24 protein-coding genes and 2 pseudogenes are annotated in these 24,373 nt (G+C 62.5%); 13 read left to right on the forward strand and 13 right to left on the reverse strand.

Translation table 11 applies throughout. From position 1 onward, the window contains the following. Positions 1-100: 100 nt before the first annotated feature. On the reverse strand, positions 101-1,867 hold the full coding sequence (locus ACODNH_RS12455) for a site-2 protease family protein (protein ID WP_306704582.1): 1,767 nt from the start codon (positions 1,865-1,867) through the stop codon (positions 101-103). Positions 1,868-1,970: 103 nt separating this feature from the next. Between ACODNH_RS12455 and ACODNH_RS12460 the strand changes: the two genes are divergently transcribed. After that, complete coding sequence (locus ACODNH_RS12460) at positions 1,971-2,867, forward strand: universal stress protein (RefSeq protein WP_306704583.1); 897 nt, start codon at positions 1,971-1,973, stop codon at positions 2,865-2,867. A 61-nt stretch (positions 2,868-2,928) separates the two neighbouring features. After that, on the forward strand, positions 2,929-3,105 hold the full coding sequence (locus ACODNH_RS12465; protein WP_306704585.1) for a hypothetical protein: 177 nt from the start codon (positions 2,929-2,931) through the stop codon (positions 3,103-3,105). Between the two features lie 51 nt (positions 3,106-3,156). Here ACODNH_RS12465 and lysS read toward each other — a convergent pair whose 3' ends face one another. Both lysS and pyrH read right to left on the reverse strand, forming a co-directional pair. Further along, positions 3,157-4,794 (reverse strand): lysine--tRNA ligase, encoded by a 1,638-nt coding sequence (gene lysS / locus ACODNH_RS12470; protein WP_434530361.1) that lies wholly within the window; start codon positions 4,792-4,794, stop codon positions 3,157-3,159. After that, the gene (gene pyrH / locus ACODNH_RS12475) at positions 4,795-5,481 is read right to left on the reverse strand and encodes a UMP kinase (protein ID WP_011224653.1); all 687 of its coding nucleotides are present in this window, start codon (positions 5,479-5,481) and stop codon (positions 4,795-4,797) included. A gap of 419 nt (positions 5,482-5,900) precedes the next feature. Here pyrH and ACODNH_RS12480 point away from each other — a divergent pair, with 419 nt between their 5' ends. Together ACODNH_RS12480 and ACODNH_RS12485 are read left to right on the forward strand one after the other, a co-directional pair. Continuing rightward, entirely contained in the window at positions 5,901-6,149 is a 249-nt protein-coding gene (locus tag ACODNH_RS12480) for a DUF7123 family protein (protein WP_004518404.1), read from the forward strand. A gap of 95 nt (positions 6,150-6,244) precedes the next feature. Further along, on the forward strand, positions 6,245-7,492 hold the full coding sequence (locus ACODNH_RS12485; RefSeq protein ID WP_434530362.1) for a site-2 protease family protein: 1,248 nt from the start codon (positions 6,245-6,247) through the stop codon (positions 7,490-7,492). A gap of 28 nt (positions 7,493-7,520) precedes the next feature. On the opposite strand, the gene thiL is transcribed toward ACODNH_RS12485, so the two are convergent. Continuing rightward, positions 7,521-8,387, reverse strand: a complete 867-nt coding sequence (gene thiL / locus ACODNH_RS12490; protein ID WP_434530363.1) for a thiamine-phosphate kinase — start codon at positions 8,385-8,387, stop codon at positions 7,521-7,523. A 96-nt stretch (positions 8,388-8,483) separates the two neighbouring features. Between thiL and ACODNH_RS12495 the strand changes: the two are divergent. From ACODNH_RS12495 to ACODNH_RS12510, 4 genes and pseudogenes are all read left to right on the forward strand, one after another. Continuing rightward, positions 8,484-9,517: pseudogene (locus tag ACODNH_RS12495) on the forward strand (lysylphosphatidylglycerol synthase transmembrane domain-containing protein). Positions 9,518-9,631: 114 nt separating this feature from the next. Continuing rightward, positions 9,632-10,092: pseudogene (locus tag ACODNH_RS12500) on the forward strand (30S ribosomal protein S19e). A gap of 86 nt (positions 10,093-10,178) precedes the next feature. Next, a complete protein-coding gene (locus ACODNH_RS12505; RefSeq protein ID WP_005536183.1) occupies positions 10,179-10,523 on the forward strand; it encodes a DNA-binding protein in 345 nt (114 codons plus the stop codon). Beyond that, on the forward strand, positions 10,524-11,141 hold the full coding sequence (locus ACODNH_RS12510) for a DUF7411 family protein (protein WP_434530364.1): 618 nt from the start codon (positions 10,524-10,526) through the stop codon (positions 11,139-11,141). 38 nt (positions 11,142-11,179) lie between these two features. Here the strand turns inward: ACODNH_RS12510 and ACODNH_RS12515 are convergent, their stop codons facing one another. Then, positions 11,180-11,806 carry an RAD55 family ATPase gene (locus ACODNH_RS12515; RefSeq protein WP_434530365.1) on the reverse strand — a complete coding sequence of 209 codons (627 nt, stop codon included), beginning with the start codon at positions 11,804-11,806 and terminating at the stop codon, positions 11,180-11,182. 293 nt (positions 11,807-12,099) lie between these two features. Between ACODNH_RS12515 and hisS the strand changes: the two genes are divergently transcribed. Together hisS and ACODNH_RS12525 are read left to right on the forward strand one after the other, a co-directional pair. Continuing rightward, complete coding sequence (gene hisS / locus ACODNH_RS12520; RefSeq protein WP_434530366.1) at positions 12,100-13,407, forward strand: histidine--tRNA ligase; 1,308 nt, start codon at positions 12,100-12,102, stop codon at positions 13,405-13,407. 61 nt (positions 13,408-13,468) lie between these two features. Beyond that, entirely contained in the window at positions 13,469-13,891 is a 423-nt protein-coding gene (locus ACODNH_RS12525) for an SHOCT domain-containing protein (RefSeq protein ID WP_434530367.1), read from the forward strand. 68 nt (positions 13,892-13,959) lie between these two features. Here ACODNH_RS12525 and ACODNH_RS12530 read toward each other — a convergent pair whose 3' ends face one another. Next, positions 13,960-14,466, reverse strand: a complete 507-nt coding sequence (locus ACODNH_RS12530; protein WP_306704604.1) for a GNAT family N-acetyltransferase — start codon at positions 14,464-14,466, stop codon at positions 13,960-13,962. Between the two features lie 95 nt (positions 14,467-14,561). On the opposite strand from ACODNH_RS12530, the gene truA reads away from it, so the two are divergent. From truA to pan2, 3 genes are all read left to right on the forward strand, one after another. Next, positions 14,562-15,404 carry a tRNA pseudouridine(38-40) synthase TruA gene (gene truA, locus ACODNH_RS12535; RefSeq protein WP_434530368.1) on the forward strand — a complete coding sequence of 281 codons (843 nt, stop codon included), beginning with the start codon at positions 14,562-14,564 and terminating at the stop codon, positions 15,402-15,404. A 38-nt stretch (positions 15,405-15,442) separates the two neighbouring features. Continuing rightward, positions 15,443-17,233, forward strand: a complete 1,791-nt coding sequence (pepF, locus tag ACODNH_RS12540) for an oligoendopeptidase F (protein WP_434530369.1) — start codon at positions 15,443-15,445, stop codon at positions 17,231-17,233. 148 nt (positions 17,234-17,381) lie between these two features. Continuing rightward, positions 17,382-18,602, forward strand: coding sequence for a proteasome-activating nucleotidase Pan2 (pan2, locus tag ACODNH_RS12545; RefSeq protein ID WP_050037507.1), 1,221 nt, complete (start codon positions 17,382-17,384; stop codon positions 18,600-18,602). Between the two features lie 35 nt (positions 18,603-18,637). On the opposite strand, the gene glpR is transcribed toward pan2, so the two are convergent. From glpR to ACODNH_RS12580, 7 genes are read right to left on the reverse strand one after another with little or no spacing between them, the layout of a single operon-like run. After that, positions 18,638-19,411 (reverse strand): HTH-type transcriptional regulator GlpR, encoded by a 774-nt coding sequence (gene glpR, locus ACODNH_RS12550; protein WP_434530370.1) that lies wholly within the window; start codon positions 19,409-19,411, stop codon positions 18,638-18,640. Positions 19,412-19,468: 57 nt separating this feature from the next. Beyond that, positions 19,469-19,591 carry a hypothetical protein gene (locus ACODNH_RS12555; RefSeq protein WP_306704609.1) on the reverse strand — a complete coding sequence of 41 codons (123 nt, stop codon included), beginning with the start codon at positions 19,589-19,591 and terminating at the stop codon, positions 19,469-19,471. Positions 19,592-19,610: 19 nt separating this feature from the next. After that, positions 19,611-19,784: a hypothetical protein gene (locus tag ACODNH_RS12560; RefSeq protein WP_306704610.1), complete on the reverse strand. Its 174-nt coding sequence runs from the start codon at positions 19,782-19,784 to the stop codon at positions 19,611-19,613. Positions 19,785-19,786: 2 nt separating this feature from the next. Then, a complete protein-coding gene (locus ACODNH_RS12565; protein ID WP_306704611.1) occupies positions 19,787-20,917 on the reverse strand; it encodes an ABC transporter ATP-binding protein in 1,131 nt (376 codons plus the stop codon). A 6-nt stretch (positions 20,918-20,923) separates the two neighbouring features. Then, positions 20,924-21,844, reverse strand: coding sequence for a carbohydrate ABC transporter permease (locus ACODNH_RS12570; RefSeq protein WP_306704612.1), 921 nt, complete (start codon positions 21,842-21,844; stop codon positions 20,924-20,926). Beyond that, complete coding sequence (locus ACODNH_RS12575; protein WP_306704613.1) at positions 21,841-22,779, reverse strand: carbohydrate ABC transporter permease; 939 nt, start codon at positions 22,777-22,779, stop codon at positions 21,841-21,843. The genes ACODNH_RS12570 and ACODNH_RS12575 overlap by 4 nt, the downstream gene beginning before the upstream one ends. A 26-nt stretch (positions 22,780-22,805) precedes the next feature. After that, entirely contained in the window at positions 22,806-24,131 is a 1,326-nt protein-coding gene (locus tag ACODNH_RS12580) for a sugar ABC transporter substrate-binding protein (protein WP_434530371.1), read from the reverse strand. Between the last annotated feature and the right edge of the window lie 242 nt (positions 24,132-24,373).

Genomic DNA, 24,373 nt, shown 5'->3' on the forward strand with positions numbered 1-24,373 from the left:
ACGAAACCCCGACCGTCACAGATGGACCGGTAGACTCCACAGCCACAGCAACCGTCGCTAGTCAGGCGAGCGCCGGAAGAAACTGGGACAGCAGTCCGTCTCAGGTCAGGAGCCGCGGACCGAACACCATCAACAGGAGGCCGCTGATCATTGATACCGTGATCGCAATCGAGACGGCCGTCGTCACTCGCCGCCCGTCCGAGACGGGCAGCCGCGAAACGAACGATTCGGTCGACGCCCGCAGGATGTGACCACCGTCAAGTGGGAACGTCGGAATGAGGTTGAACTGACCGATGACGAGGTTGATCCAGCCGGTCCAGAAGAGGACGTTCGCGAGCAGGAACACCGGCGTCGCTCCGAGCGCCCCGAGCGGGCCCTGGACGGTGTAGAAGTTCGTCGCGATCCCGGTGAAGCCGGCGAAGTTGTAGCCGAACCCGCCGGCGACGCCGATGAAGGGGAGCAAGAGCGTGCTGAAAATCCGCTGGGCGAACGAGAACTCGGAGACCGACGTTGGTGTGTCCGGCGAGCCGCCGATGAATTCGAGGAACGCGGCTGCGGGGTAGGTGTCGATGCCGAAGTCACTGACCTGAATGCCGCTGATGCCCTGCTGGATGCTGACACCGATGATGCCGTTGTCGACCTGCTCACTTTCGGCCATCGTCACCTCGTAGGTCTCGCGGGAGCCGTCGGCGTAGCCGGTGATCGTCACCTGGTCACCGGGTTCACCGCTCTCAAGTGCCTGTATCAGTGCCGTTCCGCTGTGTGTTCGCTCTCCGTTGACCTCGGTGATAATCATGCTTTCGCCGCTCGGTGCCCCTTCCCCGGCGAGCGGGCCGTCTTCAGCGACCAGCACGTATGCGCCGAGCGGGGTCGTGACTGTCTCCCCGGACTCGGTTTCGAGTGTCGCTACGGGATGGTTCTGGGCTGCCTGTTCGAACTCATTGCGGGTCGCCACGGCGGTCCCGTTGACAGAGACAATCGTCTCACCAGTCCCAAGTGGCGCACTCTGGAGGGCCGCAGAGACGACGACGGACCGTTCGACGGTGACGGTTTCGGCATCCTTGCGAGCCACTTCGACCGTCTGTGCGTCGCTTTCGGCGAGCACTGATTCGAGGGCCTGCTGGTTCTCGACCGATTGGCCGTTGACCGCCGTGATGACGTCGCCCGACTCGATACCCGCATCTGCGGCGGGGGTGCCGTTGATGGGGCTCCCAACCGGCACGCCGTCGACGACGGCGACAGCACCGGCGACCGGTCCGAATAGCAACAGGAGCGTGATAATCGCGAGCGCGAAGTTGTTCGTCACGCCGGCCGTGTACATCCGGGTCTGGGAGCCACGGTCGGTGCGGAGGAGTTCGTCTTCGTCGGGTTCGACGAACGCCCCAACTGGGATAATCGCCAGCAGGGCAAGTCCCATCGACTCGATGTCGATGTCTTCGACGCGACAGAAGAGTCCGTGGCCGCCCTCGTGGACGACGAGGCCGAGCAACAACCCGAGCACGATTTCGGGTGCGACCGACAGCGGGAGGAAGTCATTCACGCCGGGAATCGCCAGTGCGTTCCGCGGTTCGTTCAGTGCGGAGGGCTGTGGGTTGACGAGCGCCTGGTAGGCGCCGAGCGCAACGAGGAGGAACGAGCCGACCATCACGACAAGGCCGAACCCGACGCCGAGGTTTCCCCAGGCCCGCCAGAACCGCTTTGGCCGTGCGAGCCAGTCGAGCACGGCTTTGCCCTTCTGTGTGTGAATCGTCGTAATCGGGCCGCTAAAACGAATATACTCGGGGACAACGCCGCGGGTCCGTAGCGCCATCGCGAGGAGGGTGTAGGCGACAAGGCCCGCGAGGACCCACGTCAGCGTACTCACCATTTATCCGAAAATAGGCGTAGCCAAGCAAGAGGGTTTGGTTTGGGACACACTGCTGGTCCACAGCAGCCAACGGTGAAGTGACCCCGCCGCAAACGACCACACAATGTACGACCACATTCTCATTCCCGTCGATGGGAGCGATGAAGCCGCGGCAGCCGCACAACGTGGCCTCGCACTGGCAAAAGACTTCGACGCAACGGCTGAGGCGGTCTATGTCGTCGAGCAGCGAGCACGCAGGCTCACGCGAACGGACCGCGAGGACGGCCGTCTGCGGGAACACGGTGAGTCGGTCCTTGCGGATATCGAGTCACTTGCTGCTGACATCGGGCAATCCGTCACGACGGAACTGCTAGAGGGGAAACCGAGCGCGCGAATAGACGAGTACGCTCGTGAAACCGACGCCGGGCTCATCGTCCTTGGCCGACAGGGGATGACCGGTCTCGGGAAACGACTCCTCGGCGGCGTCACTGAGAGGGTCCTGAATCGAACTGCGGTGCCCGTGCTTGTCGTTTCTGCGGAGAAACAGACAGCAAATGACGAATTTGATTACTCGCGGCTACTCGTCACAACCGATGGGAGCGAGAACGCTAACACGGCGACACGACACGGCGCGGCGGTTGCAGACAGATACGACGCTCTAGTACACGTTCTCAACGTCGTCGATATCCAGGCCGCCGGCGGAGCGTTCAACGCTGGCGGGCTGAACGAGACGTTCATCGACCGGCTAGAGGAGAACGGGCGTGACGCCGTCGCAGCAACCGCCGACGAACTTCGGACGGCGGCCTCGGATGTCTCGGTTGAAACTGCTGTGGAACAGACGACCTCGCTTGATGGCGTTGCCGCTGGCATCCAAGCGTACGTCTCCGACAATGACATTGAACTCGTCGTGATGGCGTCACACGGCCGTTCGAACCTGAAACGCCAGTTGCTCGGCAGCGTTACGTCGCAACTGCTCCGAACTGTCGATGTCCCCGTGCTGGTGACGCCTCGTTCGACCTGAGGGGTGGACGGACCACCCGTTCTATGTGGTGTGAGGGCGTACCGCAAGTAGGTGCAGGACAATGCCAGAAACCTGCGGTATCTGTGGCGAGACGGTCCCCTTCGACGCGACCGTCCACGCGATGTTTCACACGCACAGCAAGACGGGCGTCATCGACGTGTACGTCTGTCAGGACTGTTACGACGAGCGCCTCGGACCGATGTTTGAGCGGGTCGACACGCAGGAACAGTCGCCCTGAAGACACCTTCCAATAGGGTGTTACGGACGGGTGGGACCGTCCTACCCCGGACTATCCGTTCCGGCGGAAGCGTTCCACGACGAACTCCTGGTCAAGTTTCGCGATGAACGTCCCGAGCTGTGGGCCTTCGGTGTCGTCGAACAGCAGCCGGTAGCCGGCCGAGAAGAACTCGCTGATGCCGATGTCGTTTCGCTTTGCCGTCTCGTAGATTTCCGACTGAATCGCATCGCCGTCGTGGCCTTCAGCGATGAAATCGGCCAGCTCGTCCAGCGCGGCCGCCGTCGCGTCGTCGAATGACACGTCGGGCATCTCGGCCCGCTTGAGTTCGTAGTTGAATTCGTTGTTCGTCAGGCTGGCCCACTCTTGAGCGCGCTCGACACGGGCGAGCGCCTGCTCGACGGCCCACTCCGGCGCATCGTCCGGGATGTGGCCTTCCTTCCGGGCGATCTGTTCCCGAAGTGCCGGGTCATCGGTCATCCCGAGCACGGCCGCAAACGTGTACGGGATTCGAACCCGCTGTTCGTGCGGGTCGTCCACGACCATCGGGTAAGCTCGCTCCGCGAGTTCTGCGTCGTCCTCGCTGGCCTCGATTTCCTCGAAGTACCGCCGCTCGAACCGATCGAACTCGTCGACAAGCTGGTCGATGGTCTCGACGGAGAAGTCCCGCTGTTTCCGCGGGTCCTTCACGAAGAAGTACCTGAACACCTCCGGTTCGAGGATGTCCAGCACCTCATCGACGGTGATGACATTGCCAGATGAAGAGGAAAGCGGCTCGCCGTCGAGCGTGAACCACTCGTACACCATCGGGACTGGCGGCTGGATGTCCAACACGTTCTCGGCGACATCCTCACCCGATGGCCAGGAGCCCTCGGCGTGGTCCTTGCCGAAGGGCTCGAAGTCGACGCCCAGAATCTCCCACTGACCGGGCCATTCGAACCGCCACGGGAGCTTTCCGTCCCGGAGCGTCGCCGTTCCTTCGTGGCCACAACCATCGATGGTCTGGTCGCCGGCCTCGACGTCTTCACAGACGTATTCGACTTCGCCGGCGTCGAGGTCGACTGCGGTGACGCCCTCGGTGAGTTTGCCGCACTCCTCGCACTGGGGCAGGAACGGGACGTAGTCGTCGTCGACCTTGTTCTGGTACTTAGCGAGCACGTCGCGGGCCCGGTCGGCGCGTTCGAGCACGCGGCGCGTGACTGCTTCGAACTCGCCGTCGGCGTACAGCTCGGTGTTGGAGACGAACTCCACGTCGACGCCGACCAGCTCGGCGCTTTTCTGGAGAAGGGTCGTGAAGTGAGCGCCGTAGGAGTCACAGCAGCCGAATGGGTCCGGGATGTCCGTGTAGGGTTTCCCGAGGTTCCGCCCGAGTGCGCCGGCGTCGACCTCCCCGAGGCCGACGATGTTCCAGTCAAGATCGGCGAGCTGGCGGGGGACCGCCCGCAGCCGGTCCTTGTCGTCGGCGGTGAACACCTGTCGGACCTCGTGACCGCGGTCCCGCAGGGCCTCGGCGACGTAGTAGCCCCGCATAATCTCGTTGAAATGGCCGATGTGGGGGACGCCCGACGGGGAGACACCGCCCTTGATGACGATTGGCTCGTCGGGGTCCCGTGCTTCGATAGCGTCGGCGACGGAGTCGGCCCAGAACGCCCGGGAACCGCCACGACCGACCTCGTAGGGGTCTTCCGCCATCTATGCCTCCGGGAGGATTTCGGACCCGTCGAACTCGCCGTCTTCGACCGCGCGCACGACACGCTCGGGATCAGTGCCGTCAAGGACCATCGTCCGGATGCCGGACCGCTGGATGATTTTTGCGGCGAGCAGGTCGACCGGCGCGCTGCTGCCGGCGTCCATCTCGATGTCGGCGATCACGTCGACGAGTTCGTCCGCGCCGAGTTCGTCGAACCGCGTCGCGTCGTCGTCCTCGTTCGGGTCGGCGTTGTAGACGCCGGGAACCGATGTCGCGTACACGAGCAGGTCCGCGCCCACGTACTCTGCGAAGGCGGCCGCCACGGCATCGGTGGTCTGTGCGGCGACGATACCCCCGAGCACGGGGATATCTCCGCGACGGATGGCCTCCCGGCCCTCATCGTAGCTTTCGGCGGGTGTCGGCGCGGCGCGATCGTCTAGGGCAGCGATCAGCAGTCGGCCGTTCAGCCGCGTAACAGCGATTCCCAGCTGGTCGAGTTCGATTTCGTTCGCGCCGAGGTCCCGAGCGCTGCCGATGTAATCACGTGCGGTTGGGCCGCCACCGACGACGGTCCCGAGTGTATGTCCCTGTGCATCGAGTGACTGGATGGCATCGGCGTAATCGGCGACCCGGTCGGCGTCGAGGTCCGGGGCCAGTACGCTTCCGCCAATGGAAACGACGACTTTCATTAGCCCGCCGTAACCGCGATGCACTCTTAAGGGTTGTCAAGGCCACTGACTGCTGTCTCTCTAGCCAGCCCTTTCTCATCCCCACACCGACTGCTATCGGGTGCATCCCTGTGGGACTGTTGGTATGACGTGTGCCCGACGTGCTGACGCACGTCTGACGCCTCTCCCACTCTATCGGCGAAATATGCCGTTTATCGGGGCCACAGAGGGTGATATCTCTCTTTCACAGACCGTTCAAACCACCACGAAATCAGCCCCTCTTTACGGGCTGAGAAAGCCTTGTAAAACGTCTAAATAAATTTGAAACGGTTGTAAAGAATGCGTTTTAGCTCGATTTGTCCTGAAAGTGACCGAAGTGACCTGAAGGTTCCTTCCTTTATATACTGTCGGCGGGGCTACGAGAAAGTGAGGTGACAAAGATGAGCGCTACCGCAACGCCCTCCGGCGAGGAAGAGCCCTCCAAAGAAGAGCGACTGAAGTCGTTCCTCGCAGAGAAGGCAAGTGACGGCGAGATGTATTTCAAGAGCAAGTTCATCGCTGACGAAGTCGGTCTCTCCCCCAAGGAGATTGGTGCCCTGATGGTCAAGCTCAAGGACAGCGCGTCCGAGATCAATGTCGAAAAGTGGTCGTACACGAGCGCGACCACCTGGCGTATTGAGCCGGCGTAGGCGACTGGTCCCCGCGTACAGTTTTCGGACGGCGTACCTGCTAGCTGTGTGATCGTTCGCGGAGTATTTGTGCCCGCATCGTTTACAAGTAGTTGATGAGTGGTTCCGCCGCGGACCCGCCGTCGCCTGACCGACTGGCCGGCGTGTTCTCCGTCTCGTCAGTACGGCGGGTGGACGGCACTGTCAAGTATATCGGCGACCCGCTGGTGCCACCAGCCGCCGTCGCTGAGCAACTCAGGCCGGTGTTCCGACAGCAGGGCTATGATGTTCGACTCGAAGAACTCGGTCCCGAATCGGCTGCTGGGGCTACCGCGACGAGCAACGGTGGGGCTACTGTTGTCGATGATCTGGGCGCCGATGACTCGATTACCCCCGGTGGTACGCTAAACGCGCGTTCGACCCAGTACGCACTGGTGGCGGAGCCAGTCAGCACGGACACCGGCGGTGTTCCGTGGCTCAACATTGGGCTGCTGCTTGCGACTATCGCGTCGACCCTCTATGTCGGGGCGAGCGCCTGGTATTACATCCCGGTCGCTGAGAACCCACTTCGCGTGTTCGAAGCTTGGCCGTTCGTGGTCGCGATGCTGGGCGTGCTCGGCATCCACGAACTGGGTCACTACGCCGCGGCCCGCTATCACGGCGTCGACGTGACGCTCCCGTATTTCATCCCGTTCCCGTCGTATCTCGGCACGATGGGTGCGGTCATCAACATCCGTGGGCGGATTCCAGACCGGACGGCGCTGTTCGACATCGGTGTCGCCGGTCCGCTTGCCGGCCTCGTCGCGACAACAATTGTCACCGTCATCGGCCTCTCGATAGACCCGATTACTGTCCCGGAACGCGTGGCAAACAGCGGCACCGGTATCATCATTACATTCAATTATCCATTGCTGTTTCAGGCGCTGGAAGCGCTGGTGAACACGCTGGGGCTCGGGACCGAGGTCGGACCCGGTGAGTCTGTCCACCCCATCGTATTCGCCGGCTGGGCCGGGATGTTCTTCACGTTCCTGAACCTGCTCCCGGTAGGACAGCTCGACGGCGGCCACATCGTGCGGTCCATCGTCGGACGGCGTCAGGAAACCATCGCCGCCGCGGTGCCCGGCGCACTGTTCGCACTCGCCGGCTACCTGTATTTCACTCGCGACCCGCCGCCGGTCGGCTTCGGCGTCTGGGGCCTGTGGGTGTTCTGGGGCCTGTTCGCCACCGGGCTCGCGTACGCCGGTCCGGCCCGCCCGACTGTGGACACGACACTGGACCGACGGCGAGCGCTGCTTGGCGTGTTTACGTTCCTGCTTGGACTGGCCTGTTTCACGCCGGTTCCATTCGAGATCAGCGCGGTCTAACTGTCAGGCCGTGTCGCTGGGGGCGGGCTCAGTGTGAGTACCCTCGGTCCGGAAGCGTCTCGCCGTCGAGTGTCACGCCGTGCTCGGTGGCCGTGCCGATGCGGTGGAGCGGGCACGGCACGGTCTTTTTGACCTCAGGAACATCCGACTCGGGCAGCGTACACACCAGCTCAAAGTCCTCACCGAAGAACACACCCAGCTCTCTTCGCTCCTGCTCCGTCTCCGCGAGCGCGTCGACCTGCGGGTCTAGCGGCAGTGGCGCTTCGATAGCGAAGCCACAGCCGCTGGCCTCGGCCAGCTGGTGGAGTGAGCGAGCCAGGCCGTCGCTCGAATCCATCATCGCCGTCGCGTGCGGTCGGAGCGCGACGCCTGCACGCACGCGGGGTTCGAACTGAAACAGTTCGTTCGCCTGGTCGGTATCGCCCCGGTCGAACAGTTCGAGGGCGGCGGCTGACCGGCCCAGTGTTCCGGTGACACAGACCGCGTCACCGGGCAAAGCGCCTGAGCGTCGAACGGGCTCAGCCACAGAGCCGATGGCCGTTGTCGCGACCGTGAACTCGTCATGACTATCCAAGTCGCCGCCAACGTACTCCGCGCCGACCGCGTGACACACGTCCTGTGCGCCGTCGACGAACGCCGCGAGTTCCTCTGGCTCGAACGATGGCGCGCCGTACGCGGCCACCGCCGCGGTTGCGTCGGCCCCCATCGCCGCTACGTCCGACAGCGAGGCGGCAACGGCCCGCCAGCCAGCCGTGTAGCGGCTCGTCCCCGACGGGAAGTCCGTCCGCTCGTGGAGCATATCGGTCGTGATGACCTGCCCGTCCACGACGGCGCAGTCGTCGCCCGCGTCGGGAAGCCGGTCGGCGAGATCGGCGAGTGCAGCCCGCTCGTCCATATCTCGTCGTCAGGTCCCCGGGGCAAAACCCCCGTGGATATCCGCCGGCGAGACAGGGTCGGTGGGTTGAAACCGGAGACTGCCAATCCCATCCACATGGATGGGAACCGCGTGGCGACGGTCGTCGGGTTCGCGGCGGCGCTCGCCGTCCTCGCGGGGCTGGTGTGGCTTGTCGGCATCGGCGAGACGCTGGACGCGCTCGCGACAGCGGACCTGGGGCGCTGCTCGCCGTCGCAGGCATTGCCATACTGTGGCTCGTCTCGTGGGGGCTGGCGCTGTGGACGGTTCTTCAGGCCCTGGGCGCGCCGGTGGCACCACACACTGCCGTGCTCGTGTTCGTCGCCGCCGTGTTCTCGAACAACGTCACACCCTTTGGCCAGGCCGGCGGCGAGCCAGTGAGCGCGCTGCTCATTTCGACGGCCGCCGACACCGAGTACGAGACCGGGCTGGCAGCTATCGCCACCGTCGACACAGTTCACTTCCTCCCGTCGGTCGGGTATGCCGTCATCGGCTTCACGTTCGTCGCCGCTGGTGCGGTCCAGTTGACCCGGAACCTGGCGTTTGCCGCCGGTGCCGTCGCGGTTCTCGCGGTCGGCATCCCCACTGCCGCTGTCCTAGGCTGGCGACACCGGGACCGGGTTCAAGCGCTGGTCATTCGTGGTGTCGCACCGGCTCTGGCCGCGCTGTCGAACGTCGTGCCCCGATGGTCACCGCCGTCCGCGGCCAACATCGAGGCGCGAATTGAGGGGTTCTTTTCCGCCATCGAGCGCATCGCGACCGACCGGCGGACGGTTCTCCAGACCTTCGGGCTCTCGGCCGTTGGCTGGGTCTGCTTGTCGGCGTCGCTGTGGACGTCGCTGTACGCCGTTGGGGCACCAGTACCAGTCGAAGTTGTCCTGCTTGTCGTTCCCGTTGGGAGTATCACCAGCGTCGTCCCGCTTCCCGGCGGGTCCGGCGCTATCGAGACGGTGCTCGTGACGCTGCTGGTCTCGACGGCTCCGGTTTCGGCCGCGCTCGCCACCTCCGCGGTGTTGATCCACCGCGTCGGGAGCTACCTGTTGCCGACGGTTCTCGGCGGCGGCGTCGCCGCTGCGCTCGGCGTCGACCGGGCTGCAGCGCCCGAGGAGTGACTCCACGATTCCCGACAGAAGTGAGAGCATCGCTGGCCTATGGTCGAGTGAACGGTTCACGCCCGCCGACTGCGAACGACGCGTTTAAATGACGGCGACGGAAAGAAATCTGCAATGGCTACACTCTACGACGTTCCCCCGAGGAACTCATCGAGGCACTCACGGAGACGCTCGCAGACGAAGACGACATCGAAGCGCCGGACTGGGCCGAGTTCACCAAGACCGGTGTCGACCGCGAACTCCCACCTGAGCAAGAGGACTTCTGGACGCGACGTGCCGCCAGCCTCCTCCGAAAGGTCGCCGTCGACGGTCCTGTCGGCGTCAACGCTCTCCGCTCCGAGTACGGCACCTCGAAGCAGGGGACGACCCGCTACCGCGTCCGCCCGCACCAGAAGACCAAGGGCTCGGGCAACATCATCCGGACGGCGCTCCAGCAGCTCGAAGACGCCGGCTACGTCGAGACCAGCGAAAACGACGGCCGCCGTGTCACGGGTGACGGCCGCAGCCTCCTCGACGACACCGCAGGCGACCTCCTGACGGAACTCGACCGTCCGGAACTCGAACGCTACGCGTAACCGACGCCTTTCTCGCTGTTTTTCCTCGCCCCATAGCCCCTGCTCCGAAATCGTTTTCCGACCGACTCCAGTATTTCCATACAAGTATGAGTGGCGACCCCAGCGAGGAAGAACTCGACGAGCTCCGAAAAAAGAAGATGGAGCAGCTCAAGGAACAGCAGGGCGGCGAAGGCGAAGGCCAGGAGGCCGCGCAACAGCAGGCTGAAGCCCAGAAACAGGCCGTCCTCAAACAGAACCTTACTGACGGCGCGCGCAAGCGGCTCAACACGGTCAAGATGTCGAAACCGCAGGTCGGCGAACAGGTCGAACAGCAGGTCGTCGCGCTGGCCCGTAGCGGCCGCGTGCAGGGTCAGATCGACGAGGACCAGATGAAAGAGCTCCTCTCGGAGCTGACGCCCGACTCCAAGAGCTTCGATATCAAGCGCCGGTAGATGCGCTGTGCTCTGTTGTACAGCGGCGGAAAGGACTCGACGCTGGCGGCGCTTTTGCTTGACCCCTTTTACGACGTGACGCTCGTCAGCGGCTCTTTTGGCGTCCGCGACACTGACCCTGCACAGGAGAGCGCAACGGCTGTGGGCTTCGACCATGTGACGGTCGAGTTAGACCCGGACGTGGCCCACAATGCCGTCGAGCAGATGCACGACGACGGCTACCCGCGAAACGGCATCCAACAGGTCCACGAACACGCTGTCGAAACCGTTGCCCGTGGTGACTGGGTCGCCGATGCCGACGGTCTCGATACACTCGACGCCGTGGCTGACGGCACCCGGCGCGATGACCGGGTGCCGACGGTGGACCGCCCGCTCGCCCAGAGCATCGAGGACCGTTTCGACGTGGACTACCTCGCGCCGCTTGCGGGCATCGGTCGCGGTGCTATTGACGCGATGGCCGCTGACCGGCTCGTCGTCGAGACCGGCCCCAGCGCCGAGATTCCGAAGGCTGACTACGAGGTCGAACTCCGTGCGCTCCTGCGGGAGCGCTACGGCGAGGGTGTTGTGGCTGACGTGTTCCCCGAGCACACACAGTCCCGCGTGCAGGGTCTGCGGTAGCCGTCGGCGGTTCGAGTCCTGCGCGTGCGTTCGTCAGCCTACGCAATATCTCGGGTGGTGTCCACGCTGATGCGGTCGGTGAGGTCGAGGCAGATCGGTTCGGTGAGCGCTCGCCCTCCGCGGAACTTCGGAACAAAGAGCCTGTTTTCGATGGCGTCGTCGCGCCGCTTCGTTTCGAGGTCAAGCACGACGTCGCTCGTGTACTCCGTCCGGTGGCGCTGTGACGGCGTCGCGTCGTGTTTGAGCGCGTACAGGACCGCGACGCTATCGGTCTGTGTGAGTCTGGAGTGCAGCGTTTCGAGGAAGGCCCGAAACTCCCCTGTATCGGCACGCTCGAGTGGCTCGACTGGGTCGACGACGAGGAGCGACCCTTCGGTGAGTCCCTCGACGTGGGCAAGTGCATCGCTGACCGGAGCCTCCCGGTCCAGTTGGCTGACTGTGAGGTTGTCGTAGGTCCCTCGCTGTGATCGCAACGTCGACGTGACCGTCGTGGGTGCCTGTTCGCCGGAGAGATACACCGTTTCCTGCCGGGCGACGAACTCGGAGAGAAACAGCTCCGCCTGGCTCGCCGGTTCGGCGAGCAGTGTAACGAGGCTGCCAGCCGGTACGCCGCCGTTGAGCTTTCGGTCCAGCGCTCGAACCCCTGTTTCGAATCGTTGCGTCACCGTCTCACCTCACGATGTGTCCACCGATTCACTGCCCATCCCATACAGACACACTCGGTGGAGTGTCTGTTTGTTGTCCGTTCTCTAATACGGGCCGTCCCACACATAGTCAGTCTCTAGCCCGTTTACTGCCAGCGTGTGCTGGTCGTGCCTGCCCATGGTCACAGACCGCTGGCAGAGACAGTTGTGACCTTCATTTTAGCGAGTCTCTACCGGTAGGTATCAACCTATAGCTGTGGCTCTGGTCAGCGTGAACGAACAGGTTCAAGCGCGCCCTTGCTGTAGACGCCGGTATGTACGACTCCGTCAAGGGCTTTCGCGATTTCTACCCCGAGGAGATGCAGGCCCGGCGGTGGGCCATGGATACGCTTGAAGACGTCGCACAGCGCTATGGCTTCCGAGAAATCGGCACCCCAGCGCTGGAACCGACCGAGATGTACGTCGACAAGAGCGGCGAGGAGATCGTCGAGGAACTGTACAGCTTCGAGGACAAGGGCGGACGCGAGGTCGCGCTCACGCCGGAGCTGACGCCGACTGTCGCGCGGATGTTCGTCGCCAAGCAACAGGAACTCTCGAAGCCGATCAAGTGGGTGTCGACGCGGCCGTTCTGGCGCTACGAGGAGCCCCAGCAGGGGCGGTTCCGGGAGTTCTACCAGACCAACGTCGACATCTTCGGGTCGGCAGAGCCGACGGCCGACGCCGAGATTCTGGCCGTTGCCGTGGATATGCTCACTGACCTCGGGCTGACGGGCGAGGACTTCGAAATCCGCGTCTCACATCGGGATATCCTCTCGGGCGTGCTGGAGTCGTTCGGGGCGGACGTTGACGTGCCCGAGGCAATTCGTGCGGTCGACAAGCGGGCGAAGGTCGACCACGACGACTACCTCGACGCGCTCGTCGAGGCGGGGCTCAACTACGGTCAGGCCGACAAGTTCGACGAGATGCTGCAGATCGATGCCCAAGAAATCGAAACACTTGCGGACCTTACCGGCTCCGAGGATGTCCGCGCGGCGACCGACAACCTGCAGGCAGTGCTTGACGCAGCCGAGGACTTCGGCGTCCGCGAGCACCTCACTGTCTCGCTGACGACCGCGCGCGGGCTGGACTACTACACTGGCATCGTCTTCGAGTGCTTCGACTCGACGGGCGAGGTGTCACGCTCGGTGTTCGGCGGCGGCCGCTATGACGACCTCATCGAGGGCTTCGGTGGCCAGCCGACGCCGGCCGTCGGGTTCGCGCCCGGCCACGCCACGCTCCAGCTGCTCTGTCAGCGCGCCGGCGTCTGGCCCGCCGAGGAACTGTCGACGGACTACTACGTCCTGCAGGTCGGTGACACGCGCCCGACCGCAGCCCGCATCGCCCGTGACCTGCGCGAGCGGGGCCACGTCGTTGAGAGCGACGTTGCCGACCGGTCCTTCGGCGCGCAGATGGGCTATGCCGACGGCATCAACGCCGAGACGGTCGTTATCGTCGGCGAGCAGGACCTCGAAAACGACGAGGTGACGCTCAAAGAGATGGACGACGGCGAGCAGGTCAGCGTCCCACTCTCCGAGTTCCCGGGCGACCACGACCGGCCGACGTTCGAGGACTTCACGGAGTAGCGCGACCTAGCGGTCGGATTGTGACAGTAACTTTTTGCGACCAGCGTGTTGAGTAGTCGACATGCAGCTCCCCTCCATCGCTCTCCCGAGGTGGAAGCTCGTCGCAACCATCGCGATACTGTCGATGGGCTTTGCCATGCTCGCAGGTGCGGCCGGCCTCGGAAACGTGCTTGCTCCGATATTTATCATCCTCGGCTGGTTCATCCTGGCCCCGCTTGTCGCCCTGCTTGGATCGAAACTGCCGATGATTGAGTCGCCGGCGGCCGAGCCGGATTCGGATGAAGCCGACATGACCATGGCTTCGGAACCGACGGTAGACCCGGTCGACCAGCTCCGGGAGCGGTACGCCCGCGGTGAATTAACTGACAGCGAGTTCGAGCGGCGTCTGGACCGACTGTTGGAAACCGAATCACTCTCAGCAAACAGTGAAACAGAGGTGACGGTCGGTGAGGCTGACAGAGAAGTTAGCCTCGAAACTGAATGAGACGGAGTCCAGACACTACTTCCGTGTGACCACTATCCCTGCGTGAGGCCGTCTGCGAGGCGGTCCGGTCAGAGCGCCCGTTCCATCTCCATTTCCACGCGCTCTTTGGCAATCGTCTCGAAGCCGACTGATTCGTACAATGCCCGAGCGACGTGGTTCGTGTTCGAGACCGAGAGCCAGACGCGGTCGAGCCCGTTTTCCTGCCCGTAGCCAAGCAGGACGCGGATGAGCTGTGAGCCGATGCCGGCGTGCTGGTAGTCTGGATGGACGAAAATCGCCAGCTCCGATGTGTCCTGGTACGGGACAAGGACGGAGTGGCCGACGGCTTGATCCTCGTGCCAGACAACGACGTTCAGGCCGTCTTCGACAAGGTTCGGCAGCCAGTCGCGGATGTCCGCTTCAGTCCGGGGTGGGACACCCTGTGACCGGGAGTCGGGCCCGAAATCAGCATACATCTCCACCAGTGGGTCAATGTCGCCGTCATAGGCCTCGATTGTTACCGTCCGCCCGTCGTGGTCGGTGAACGTTTCGGGCGGGCGAGGGAAGTTGTGATCCGCCGCGGCGGCGTTGGACATACCCCCGTCTTTGTCCTCAGGACGCCTAAGTTCGTCTATCCTTCCCAGCGACTGAGATTCGGGTGAGACAAGTGGCTCGCAGTCGACAAATCGGTATGCGCGCCTATCGCGTGGCCTACGACGGCCAACCGTATCACGGGTTCCAGCGCCAGCCCGATGTCGATACCGTCGAGGGCCGACTGCGTTCAGCGCTCGTCCGCCTCGGTGTCTGCGAGCGCGGCGAGGGGCTGCCCGACCGGTACGCGGCCGCCGGCCGGACTGATGCTGGCGTCTCTGCACGGGCACAGACCGTCGCCTTCGACGCCCCGGCGTGGCTCTCACCAGCGGCGTTCAACGGGGAACTCCCGGACGATATTCGCGTGTGGGCCAGCGCGGATGTCCCCGACGGTTTCCACGCAACCCACGACGCCACTGAACGAACCTACACCTACTACCTGTACGCGCCGCCAAACGCGGACCGACCTGGACACGGACCAGTCGATGATCAGCGGTGGGCTGACGCTGTCGACGCGCTCGCTGGGACACACGACTTCCACAACCTCACGTCCGACGATACCGGTACTGAGCGGACCGTTGCTATCGACTGGACACGGGACGGCCAGTTCCTCGTCGTCCAGCTTACGGCCGGCGGGTTCTGCCGCCAGCTGGTTCGCCGGCTCGTCTCGCTCGCGGCGGCCGTCGCGGACGGCTCGACCCCACCCTCGAAGGTCGACCGCGTCCTCTCGCAGAAGCCCGTCAGCGGCCCCGATGGGGTTCCACCAGCTCCACCCGAACCGCTGGTACTGACTGACGTTCGCTATCCGAACGTGACCTTCACCCGAGACGAGGACGCCGCGGCTGACGCTCGAACTGTCTTCGCACACCGGCGCGCGAACGCCTGCGCGACTGCGCGGGTTGCCGACAACATCACCGACGGGCTCTCCGGCGGTCGTCGTTGAAACGAAGGCTTACTTCGGCCCCGTTCCAAAAGCGGGCTATGAGTTCGGTACCCGCACGGAGCGACATCGATGAGGCGTACAAGTGGGACCTCGACTCCCTCTACGCCAGCGACGAGGACTGGGAAGCCGCCTACGAGGAGGCGGAGGCGCTAATCGAGGACCTGTCCGCCTACGAAGGACGGGCAACCGAGGACGCCGCCACCCTGCTTGCGACGCTGGAGACGTACGAGGAACTGATGCGGACCGTCTCGAACGTCGCGGCCTACGCCCGGTGCCGCCGGGACGAGGACACGACGGACGACACCTATCAGGCACTGACCGCCCGCTCGCAGTCACTCTCCTCTGAGGCCAGTTCGGCTGCCTCGTTCCTCGACCCGGAACTGCAGGACTTAGAGTATAACGACATTGAGGCGATGATCGAGGAGGAGTCGGCGCTGGAACCGTACGAGCACTACTTCGACGACGTGCTCCGGATGAAAGACCACACCCGCTCGGCCGAAGTCGAGAACCTGCTCGCCGAACTCGGCGAGGTCACCGGCGCGCCCGGCGAGGTGTACAACATGCTGGCCAACGCCGACATGGAGTTCCCGACCGTCGAGGACCCCGACGGCGACCAGCAGCCAATCACGCTCAACAACTTCACGACGCTGCAGAAGCACCCTGACCGCGACTTCCGCCAGCGCGTCTACGAGGCGTTCTACGACGAGTGGGAGACTGTCAGAAATGCGGTCGGGACGGCCTACAAGAACGCCGTCAAGACGGACGTGAAGATGGCCAACGCCCGCAACTACGACACCGCACGCGAGGCCGCACTGGACGGCCCGAACGTTCCCGTCGAGGTGTACGATACGCTGGTCGACACCGTCCACGACAACCTCGATACGCTCCACCGCCACGCCGACCTCAAACGCCAGTCAATCGGGGCCGACGAACTCCGGATGTGGGATCTTTACACCCCACTCGTTCAGGAGGAGTCGCCCGAAATCGAGTACGAACAGGCCTGCGAGTACGTCACCGAAGCCGTCGCACCACTTGGTGAGGACTATCAGTCCCGGCTTGCCGAGGGGCTGGACTCGCGGTGGGTCGACGTCTACGAGACCGAGCACAAGCAGTCCGGCGCGTACTCCGGCGGCACCTACGACTCCCAGCCATTCATCCTGATGAACTATCAGGACGACGTGGAGTCGATGTACACGCTGGCCCACGAACTGGGCCACTCGATGCACTCGGAGTACACCAGCGAAGAGCAGCCCTTCGTCTACTCCGGCTACGAGATATTCGTCGCCGAGGTTGCAAGCACCGTCAACGAGACGCTGCTGACCCACCACCTGCTGGATACCGTGGAGGACGAGCGCCTGCGTCGACACATCCTCAACGAGTACCTCGAACGGTTCCGGTCGACGCTGTACCGCCAGACGATGTTTGCCGAGTTCGAGCACCGCACTCACGAGATGTCCGAGGCCGGCGAGCCGCTGACTCCCGACCGGCTTGACGACCTCTATCGGGACCTGAAAAGCGACTACTACGAGCCGGCAGTGCTCGACGACCGCATTGCCCGCGAGTGGATGCGCATCCCGCACTTCTACCGGGCGTTCTACGTCTACCAGTACGCAACTGGCATTTCGGCGGCTGTCGCGCTCGTCGACGGTATCCTCGAGGAGGGCGAGCCCGCTGCCCAGCGGTATATCGACTTCCTCCAGAGCGGATCGCGGCAGTACCCGCTGGAACTGCTTCGCGACGCCGGCGTCGATATGGCCAGTCCCGACCCGGTCGAATCCGCGCTCTCGACGTATAGCGACTACCTCGATGAGTTCGCCGAGTTGCTGTAGGGCGGTCAGTAGCTATTCGGTGCCTGCCCGGCTAGTCGAGCCACCGGTCTAACTGAACGGTACAGCCCCGTCTCGACACGGATAACTGTTTCACCCCCTGTGACCCGAAGGCACTTTGTGTCTCAACCGTATAGTACCGACCATCCAAATGTCGCGCAGTCCCTCGCTTCCGGAACGACCACGGTTGGAACTTGATCCCGATATGACGCCTGACGAGCGTCTGGAGGCACTCCGGGAACATTTCAAAGAGATAGTACAGGTCAACGAACAGCTGACTGAGCAGCTTGACGCTGCCCGTGACCGCCAACACGACCTCACGGACGAGGTCGACCAGCTCGAACGGGAAAACGAGACGCTCAAAACCTCGTCGCTGTACATCGCGACAGCCGAGGAGCTGACCGACGACGGCGTCGTCGTCAAACAGCACGGCAACAATCAGGAAGTGCTGACGGAAGTCTCACCGTCTATCCGTGACGGCCTTGAGGCCGGCGACCGCGTCGCGATCAACGACTCCTTCGGCGTCAAGCAGATCCTCGACCCCGAGACCGACGCCCGCGCGCAGGCGATGCAGGTCGACGGTTCGCCGGACGTGAGCTATTCGGATATCGGTGGCCTCGAAGAGCAGATCCGCGAGGTCCGGGAAGCCGTCGAGGAACCGCTCGTCAACGCCGAACAGTTCCGCGAGGTCGGTATCGAACCGCCAAGCGGCGTCCTGCTGCACGGCCCGCCCGGCACGGGGAAGACGATGCTGGCGAAGGCCGTCGCCAACGAGACCGACGCGACGTTCATCAAGATGGCCGGCTCCGAACTGGTCCGGAAGTTCATCGGTGAGGGGGCGCGACTGGTCCGAGACCTGTTCGAGCTTGCCGCCGAGCGCGAACCGGCTATCATCTTCATCGACGAGATCGACGCCATCGCGGCCAAGCGGACGGAGTCAAAGACCTCCGGCGACGCCGAGGTACAGCGGACGATGATGCAACTGCTCTCGGAGATGGACGGCTTCGACGAGCGCGGGGAAATCCGTATCATCGCCGCGACGAACCGCTTCGATATGCTTGACCGCGCCATTCTCCGTCCCGGCCGCTTCGACCGTCTCATCGAAGTCCCGAACCCCGATGTCGAGGGTCGCGAGCGCATCCTCGAAATCCACACACAGGAGATGAACCTCGACGACGACGTGGACCTGGGCGCGTTTGCCACCGAAACCGACGGCCTCTCCGGCGCGGAGCTGGCCTCACTGGCGACCGAGGCCGGGATGTTCGCCATCCGCGACGGCCGGACGACGGTCCAGCAGTCCGACCTCCACGACGCCCTCGAGAAGATTGAAGCCGACGACGACGCCAGCAGCGTCCCGGTCGCGTTCGCGTAATACTGCGCGAAAACCAGTTTTAGCCAGTTATGAACTCACGGAACGGCCAGTAAATTGTCCACCACCGTGACGTTCGCCTGCTCGAACACTGTCCGCATTTCGTCGCTCAGCGACACGTCCGTGATGAACATATCAATGTCATCGACAGTCGCGAACTCGCGGAAGCTCTGACTGTCCAGCTTGCTCCCGTCAGCCACGAGGATGACGTGTCGACCGCCTTCACAGAGCAGTGTTTTGATGCGTGCTTCGTCTTCGTTCGAGACCGAGAGACCGCCATCGCTCTGGACCGCGTCGGTTTCGAGAAACACGATATCGAAGTTCGTCTTCCGGAGATACGACTCGGCGCTGGGTCCGACGAGCGCGTCCGATGTCTGGCGCAGCGAGTCACCGACAACCTTGACTTCGCCGCAGGTTTCGCGGAGTTCAAACGCGCTTTCCGGTGAGTTTGTCGCGGCGAGCAGCGATAGCTGTTCCGGGATAGCTTTCGCTACTTCGCGCGCCGTCGGTCCCGTATCGAAGAAGACGGCGTCGCCGTCGCTCAGTTCGTCAACAGCCCGCTCGGCGATTGCCTGCTTGCCGCTCGGGTTGTCGATGTCATCGGTCGTGCCGGACCCGTTGGTCGCTTCCTTCGACGCTGGGAGGGCACCGCCGTGAAACCGTTCGATAAGTCCGTCTTCCGCGAGTGACGATAGGTCTCGCCGGATTGTCGCTTCGGAGACGCCGAACTCTTCGGTGAGCTCTTCGACCGTGACTCGATCCGACTTGTTTACTTGTCGAACGATTTCCTTCCGTCGTTCATCAGGTATCATATTCTAGTACAGCAGGCCCGGACCCTACGAGTGAGTACGGCCTCCGACTGATGTATTCTAGTTGGTGTCATCACTCTCGATAGAATCGGCCCCGTTCTCAGGGCCGGCGTCGCAGTCTAGTGATTTGCGAGATTGCTCGATGGCGTTCAGGGGTATATCATGCAGTATGTAGACGTTCATGAAAAACTCTCTCCCGGTACTAATCGCTGAAAACACCGAACAGCGTCGCGACGACCGTCCCGACACTGCTGACGATTGCACCGCCGTACACGCCGGTCGCGTAATTGACCGCCGCGAGGCCCGCCAGTCCGAATGCGGCTCCGAACGCGAGCAGGCCGGCAGGCGTCATCCTGTCGGTGATTTCCGTCGGCATCGTCAGATCGTCGCCTGTCGTTCGATCTTCGCATCGTACGTGAGCGATTTGCCCGTGGCCGGGTCGAAGTACTGGAGCGAGTCCCTGTCGAACCGGAGGTTCACCGCATCACCCATCTCGACCGTCGTGTCGGGGTCGACTGCGGCCTTGATGCTCTGGCCGGTGTCGAGTTCGAGTTCGAGGACTGTCTTCTCGCCCTGCGGTTCGACGACCTCTACCGTCGCCGGATGGACATTCGCCGGAACACCGTCCTGATTGAGCGCAATGTTCTCCGGGCGGATGCCCAGCGTCACGCGGTCTCCGAGATACGGCTCGAGCGCGTCGGTGAACTCGTCGGGGACGTTGTGGATTACGCCGCCGAGGTCTAGTTCGAACTTGCCGGCGGTGGACTCTTCGAGCGTGCCTTCGAGGAAGTTCATCGATGGCGAGCCGAGGAAGCCGGCCACAAACATGTTCCGCGGATTCGAGTACACGTGCGTCGGTTCGCCGACTTGCTGTATCTGTCCGTTGTCCATCACCGCGATCTGGTCAGCCAGCGTCATCGCCTCGACTTGGTCGTGGGTGACGTAGACGGTCGTCGTCGAGAGTTCCTCGTGGAGTTTGTTCAGTTCGGCGCGCATCTGGACCCGGAGCTTCGCGTCTAAGTTCGACAGCGGCTCGTCCATCAGGAACACCGCCGGGTCGCGGACGATTGCGCGGCCGAGTGCGACCCGCTGTTGCTGTCCGCCGGACAGCTCCGACGGCCGGCGGTCCAGTAGCTCCTCTATCTGTAGCAGTTCCGCAGTCTCCTGGACTCGCTCGGTAATTATCTCCTCGTCCGTGTCGTGTTGCTCCAGCCCGAATCGCATATTGTCCCGCACTGTCTTGTGGGGATACAGCGCGTAGTTCTGGAACACCATCGCGATGTCGCGCTCGTACGCACGAGCGTCGTTAACGATGTCCTCGCCGATGCGGATTTCACCGCCGGTCGCTCGTTCGAGTCCTGCGATGAGGCGCAGAGTCGTGGTTTTGCCACACCCTGACGGGCCGACAAGGACGGTGAAACTTTCATCGGGGATGTCCAGCGAGATACCATCAACTGCGGTAACGTCGTCGAATTCCTTTACGAGGTCGGTGAGTTCTACGTGTGCCATAATTAGTTACTCCTTGACTGCTCCTTGTGTGAGTCCGCTTACGATGTACTGCTGGAAGAACAGGCCGAACAGGATGCCGGGTAACGCGGCGATCATCCCGCCGGCTGCCAGATGTGCCCAGTCGACGAAGTCGTCAGCCACGAACAGCGAGACGGCGATCGGTAGCGTCTGGGCCTGTTCAGAGGACGTGAGAACGAGCGCGAAGACGAACTCGTTCCACGAGAAGATGAACGCGAGGATAGCGGTAGCCGCGATGCCCGGCTTCGCCATCGGCAGGATTATTTTGACGAAGGCCTCCCAGCGGGAACAACCGTCGATTCGGGCCTGTTCGTCCAACGATTCGGGGATGCCGTCGAAGTAGTTCTTCATGATCCAGACGGCGAAGGGGAGATTGAAGAACGTGTACGTGAGGATAAGCGCGAGACGCGTGTCGTACAGGCTCCCGGTGAACCCGCCGATGAGCGGCGGGTTCGACATGATCTGGAAGAACGGGACGATGAGCGCGATGGGGGGAATCATCCGCGCACCGACGATCGATAGCAGCAGCGACTTGTTCCCCATGAAGTCAAACCGGGAGAAACTGTAGCCGGTCACCGTTCCCAGAGTGATACAGATGAGCGTCGTCGTCGTCGCGACGATCATGCTGTTGATTGTGTAGTTGTCGAATGGTCTGTTCGTGAAGATGTCCACGTAGTTCTGTGTCGTCGGGCTCTGTGGAAGGAACGTGATCGGCAGCGACAGCACTTCGCTCGATGGTTTGATGCTCGTAACGAAGATGTAGTAGATCGGGAACCAGATGATCAGGACGTATACGGCGAGCAGTCCGTAAGCCAGCAGTCGCTCGCGGGCGACGGACGGCCACTCGTTCTGTGTATCTAGTCCCAGCGACCGACGCAGTCGGTTGAGTGGTGATTTCTTCGTGCTCATGCTTGGTAGGGTGATTCGCCGAATATCTTGTACAGACTGGCCACGATAGCGAAGGTCACGGCCAGCAGGACGACTCCGAGTGCAGCGCCGGACCCGGGTTCGTTGAACACCTGTGCAGTCCGGTACAGCCAGGAGGCCCACACCTCAGTCGACTTCCCGGGGCCGCCCTGGGTCATCACCCAGACCAGATCCAGTGCCCGGATGTCGAAGATGATACGGATGGTCAGCGCGACCAGTATCGACGGTTTCAGGAACGGATACGTGACGTTCCAGAACCGGGACCACCGACTCGCGCCGTCGACCTCGGCGGCATCGTACAGCTGCTCGGGGACGTTTTGCAGACCCGCAAGCAGGATGATGATAATGAACGGTGTGAATACCCAGACGTCGGCGATAATGAGCGCCATCATGGCGAGTGCGCCGTCCGAGAGGAACGGGATATTCCCGGAGATGATACCGAGTCGCTGGAGCGCGCCGTTAATCGCGCCGAAGTCGGACTGGAACATCCAGCGCCACATCAGCCCGCTCATCACGTATGGGAGAATCCACGGGACGATGACCGCCGTTCTGAACCAGCCCCGTCCTTTCAGGTCTTTATCAAGCAACAGCGCGATACCGAGGCCAAGCAGGAACGAGATGGAGACGCTGAAGCCGACGTAGATGACTGTATTCGTCGTGATTGAAACGAAACTGGGATTGAATATGCCGAGTGCGGCATTGCCCCCCTCTCGTGCGAAGATCAACCGCTGGAAGTTCCGCAGACCGACGAACTCCATTTCGTTTGTCACCGGGTTACGGAACTGGAAGCTACTGACAAGCAACTTCGCGGTCGGATAGACGATTATCGCAGCGATCCACAGGAGCGTTGGCCCGACAGTTAGCGGGACAAATAGCTTGTCGAGTTTGCGACGCAGTGGGCTCTTTTCGATTGACATAATATATAGATCTTGAACCGCGTCACTCAGAGCAGGCCGATGTCCTGGTAGAGGCGCTCGATGTTGTCGTAGGCATCGCTGAGTGCTGCCTCAGGGTCTTTGTTACCCAGCAGTGCCGGCGTGAGTTGTTCGTTAAGATAGTCGTCGACCTGTGGCTGGGCCATGTACGTCTCGCTTTTCGCGTTCTCGAGGTTGAACCGCATATCCTCGAGCAGCCAGGAGGGGTACTCGCTTTGGACCTCGTCGTCTTCGTACACCTCCGGAACAACAGCCGGGTTCCCCTCGACGAGCATGTTGTTCTTGGACGACGCCCGGGTCGTCATGAAGCGGGCGAACTCCTTGGCTGCGCCCTTCCGTTCGGAGAACGCTGAAACGCTGATACCATTCGTGTCTTGGAAAGTCGCGCGGCTCTCCGGCCCCTTCGGCGGCTTAGCGCTCTCGATTCGGCCCTCGTCCCATTCGTCGATGGCACGGGATCCGAGCGGCGTCCAGGATTCAACGGTCGCGTACTGGCCGGCGATGAAGTTGTCACCGACACCACCCTCGCCGAGGCTGGACATCCCGTCTGGGATGATGCCCCGCTCGCGGAGCCCATTGAAGAACTCCAGTACCTCTTTGCCTTCCTCGACAAACACCGGCTCGTAGCTGTCGTTGAACAGCCGGCCGCCGGCCTGGTAGAGGAACTGCTTGAAACTGAACACGGACTTGCCGGACCAGGTGAACGCGAACCCGGACTTGTCGCCCTGTGAGAGCTGTTCGCCCTGACTCAGAACCTCGTCCCACGTGTCCGGCGGCGCATCGAAGCCCTGGTCGTTCAGGTACTGCTGGTCGTAGAGGTAGCTCCCCCACTTCCCGAACTCGGGGGCCATGTACGTCTGGCCGTCGAACTGAACGAGCTCGTTCAGTGAGTCGGGGAACTTGCTCATGTGGTCGCTTCCGAGGCCGATCGGTTCGAGCCAGTCGGAACTGACGAAGTCAGCCAGCCACCAGGTCGGCCCGTTGAAGGCGTCGACGGTACTGTCCTGGTTCCGCCAGATCGTCGTCAGACTGGTCTTGAGGTTACTCCACGGGACCTCATTGACTTCCACAGAGATGCCTGTCTCCTCTTCGAACCGCTCGATGTTGGCTTCCGTTCCGGGATCGAACTCCAGCGACCCGGCGTTGTAAAACACGATTTCGTCTGCCATCGTCTCCGAACCGGTGCCGGTCGTGGCACCGTCGGAGCTTTCGCCGCCGGATCCGTCTTCCGTGCTCGAATCGGAGCCGCCACTGCAGCCAGCGAGTGCCGCTGTCCCGATGACACCGGCACTTTTGATGAACGTTCGACGAGTGCGTTTTGAATTCTTCTGCATGCAATCGCTCACGAGACAGCCATAGATTATAAATTATGGGGGTAATTAAAAATGAAGATTAATATCGTAACAGATACCATAAGCCTTTAAATGGCTGTTTTAGTCGCTAAAATGGGTTTTGAGAAGTTGGATTCGCTGTGGTTGGAATATTTATATATTCTCACTTGCTATTTTGCGTGATTGATTTCGCTCACAAGTCTGAATTCAGGCATGTTTTGAACGATCCGTTCACCGAACCGTGC

The sequence above is a fragment of the Haloarcula sp. NS06 genome, from assembly GCF_051122755.1.
Classification (GTDB): Archaea; Halobacteriota; Halobacteria; order Halobacteriales; family Haloarculaceae; genus Haloarcula.

Coding starts and splice junctions, on each gene's coding strand:
- ACODNH_RS12465 (WP_306704585.1), top strand. CDS start 2,929: ATGCCAGAAACCTGCGGTATCTGTGGCGAGACGGTCCCCTTCGACGCG.
- ACODNH_RS12575 (WP_306704613.1), bottom strand. CDS start 22,779: ATGTCAATCGAAAAGAGCCCACTGCGTCGCAAACTCGACAAGCTATTT.
- pepF (WP_434530369.1), top strand. CDS start 15,443: ATGAGTTCGGTACCCGCACGGAGCGACATCGATGAGGCGTACAAGTGG.
- ACODNH_RS12505 (WP_005536183.1), top strand. CDS start 10,179: ATGAGTGGCGACCCCAGCGAGGAAGAACTCGACGAGCTCCGAAAAAAG.
- thiL (WP_434530363.1), bottom strand. CDS start 8,387: ATGGACGAGCGGGCTGCACTCGCCGATCTCGCCGACCGGCTTCCCGAC.
- ACODNH_RS12555 (WP_306704609.1), bottom strand. CDS start 19,591: ATGAACGTCTACATACTGCATGATATACCCCTGAACGCCATCGAGCAA.
- pan2 (WP_050037507.1), top strand. CDS start 17,382: ATGTCGCGCAGTCCCTCGCTTCCGGAACGACCACGGTTGGAACTTGAT.
- pyrH (WP_011224653.1), bottom strand. CDS start 5,481: ATGAAAGTCGTCGTTTCCATTGGCGGAAGCGTACTGGCCCCGGACCTC.
- ACODNH_RS12525 (WP_434530367.1), top strand. CDS start 13,469: ATGCAGCTCCCCTCCATCGCTCTCCCGAGGTGGAAGCTCGTCGCAACC.
- ACODNH_RS12510 (WP_434530364.1), top strand. CDS start 10,524: ATGCGCTGTGCTCTGTTGTACAGCGGCGGAAAGGACTCGACGCTGGCG.
- ACODNH_RS12570 (WP_306704612.1), bottom strand. CDS start 21,844: ATGAGCACGAAGAAATCACCACTCAACCGACTGCGTCGGTCGCTGGGA.
- lysS (WP_434530361.1), bottom strand. CDS start 4,794: ATGGCGGAAGACCCCTACGAGGTCGGTCGTGGCGGTTCCCGGGCGTTC.
- ACODNH_RS12460 (WP_306704583.1), top strand. CDS start 1,971: ATGTACGACCACATTCTCATTCCCGTCGATGGGAGCGATGAAGCCGCG.
- ACODNH_RS12485 (WP_434530362.1), top strand. CDS start 6,245: ATGAGTGGTTCCGCCGCGGACCCGCCGTCGCCTGACCGACTGGCCGGC.
- ACODNH_RS12455 (WP_306704582.1), bottom strand. CDS start 1,867: ATGGTGAGTACGCTGACGTGGGTCCTCGCGGGCCTTGTCGCCTACACC.
- ACODNH_RS12480 (WP_004518404.1), top strand. CDS start 5,901: ATGAGCGCTACCGCAACGCCCTCCGGCGAGGAAGAGCCCTCCAAAGAA.
- hisS (WP_434530366.1), top strand. CDS start 12,100: ATGTACGACTCCGTCAAGGGCTTTCGCGATTTCTACCCCGAGGAGATG.
- glpR (WP_434530370.1), bottom strand. CDS start 19,411: ATGATACCTGATGAACGACGGAAGGAAATCGTTCGACAAGTAAACAAG.
- truA (WP_434530368.1), top strand. CDS start 14,562: ATGCGCGCCTATCGCGTGGCCTACGACGGCCAACCGTATCACGGGTTC.
- ACODNH_RS12580 (WP_434530371.1), bottom strand. CDS start 24,131: ATGCAGAAGAATTCAAAACGCACTCGTCGAACGTTCATCAAAAGTGCC.
- ACODNH_RS12530 (WP_306704604.1), bottom strand. CDS start 14,466: ATGTCCAACGCCGCCGCGGCGGATCACAACTTCCCTCGCCCGCCCGAA.
- ACODNH_RS12560 (WP_306704610.1), bottom strand. CDS start 19,784: ATGCCGACGGAAATCACCGACAGGATGACGCCTGCCGGCCTGCTCGCG.
- ACODNH_RS12565 (WP_306704611.1), bottom strand. CDS start 20,917: ATGGCACACGTAGAACTCACCGACCTCGTAAAGGAATTCGACGACGTT.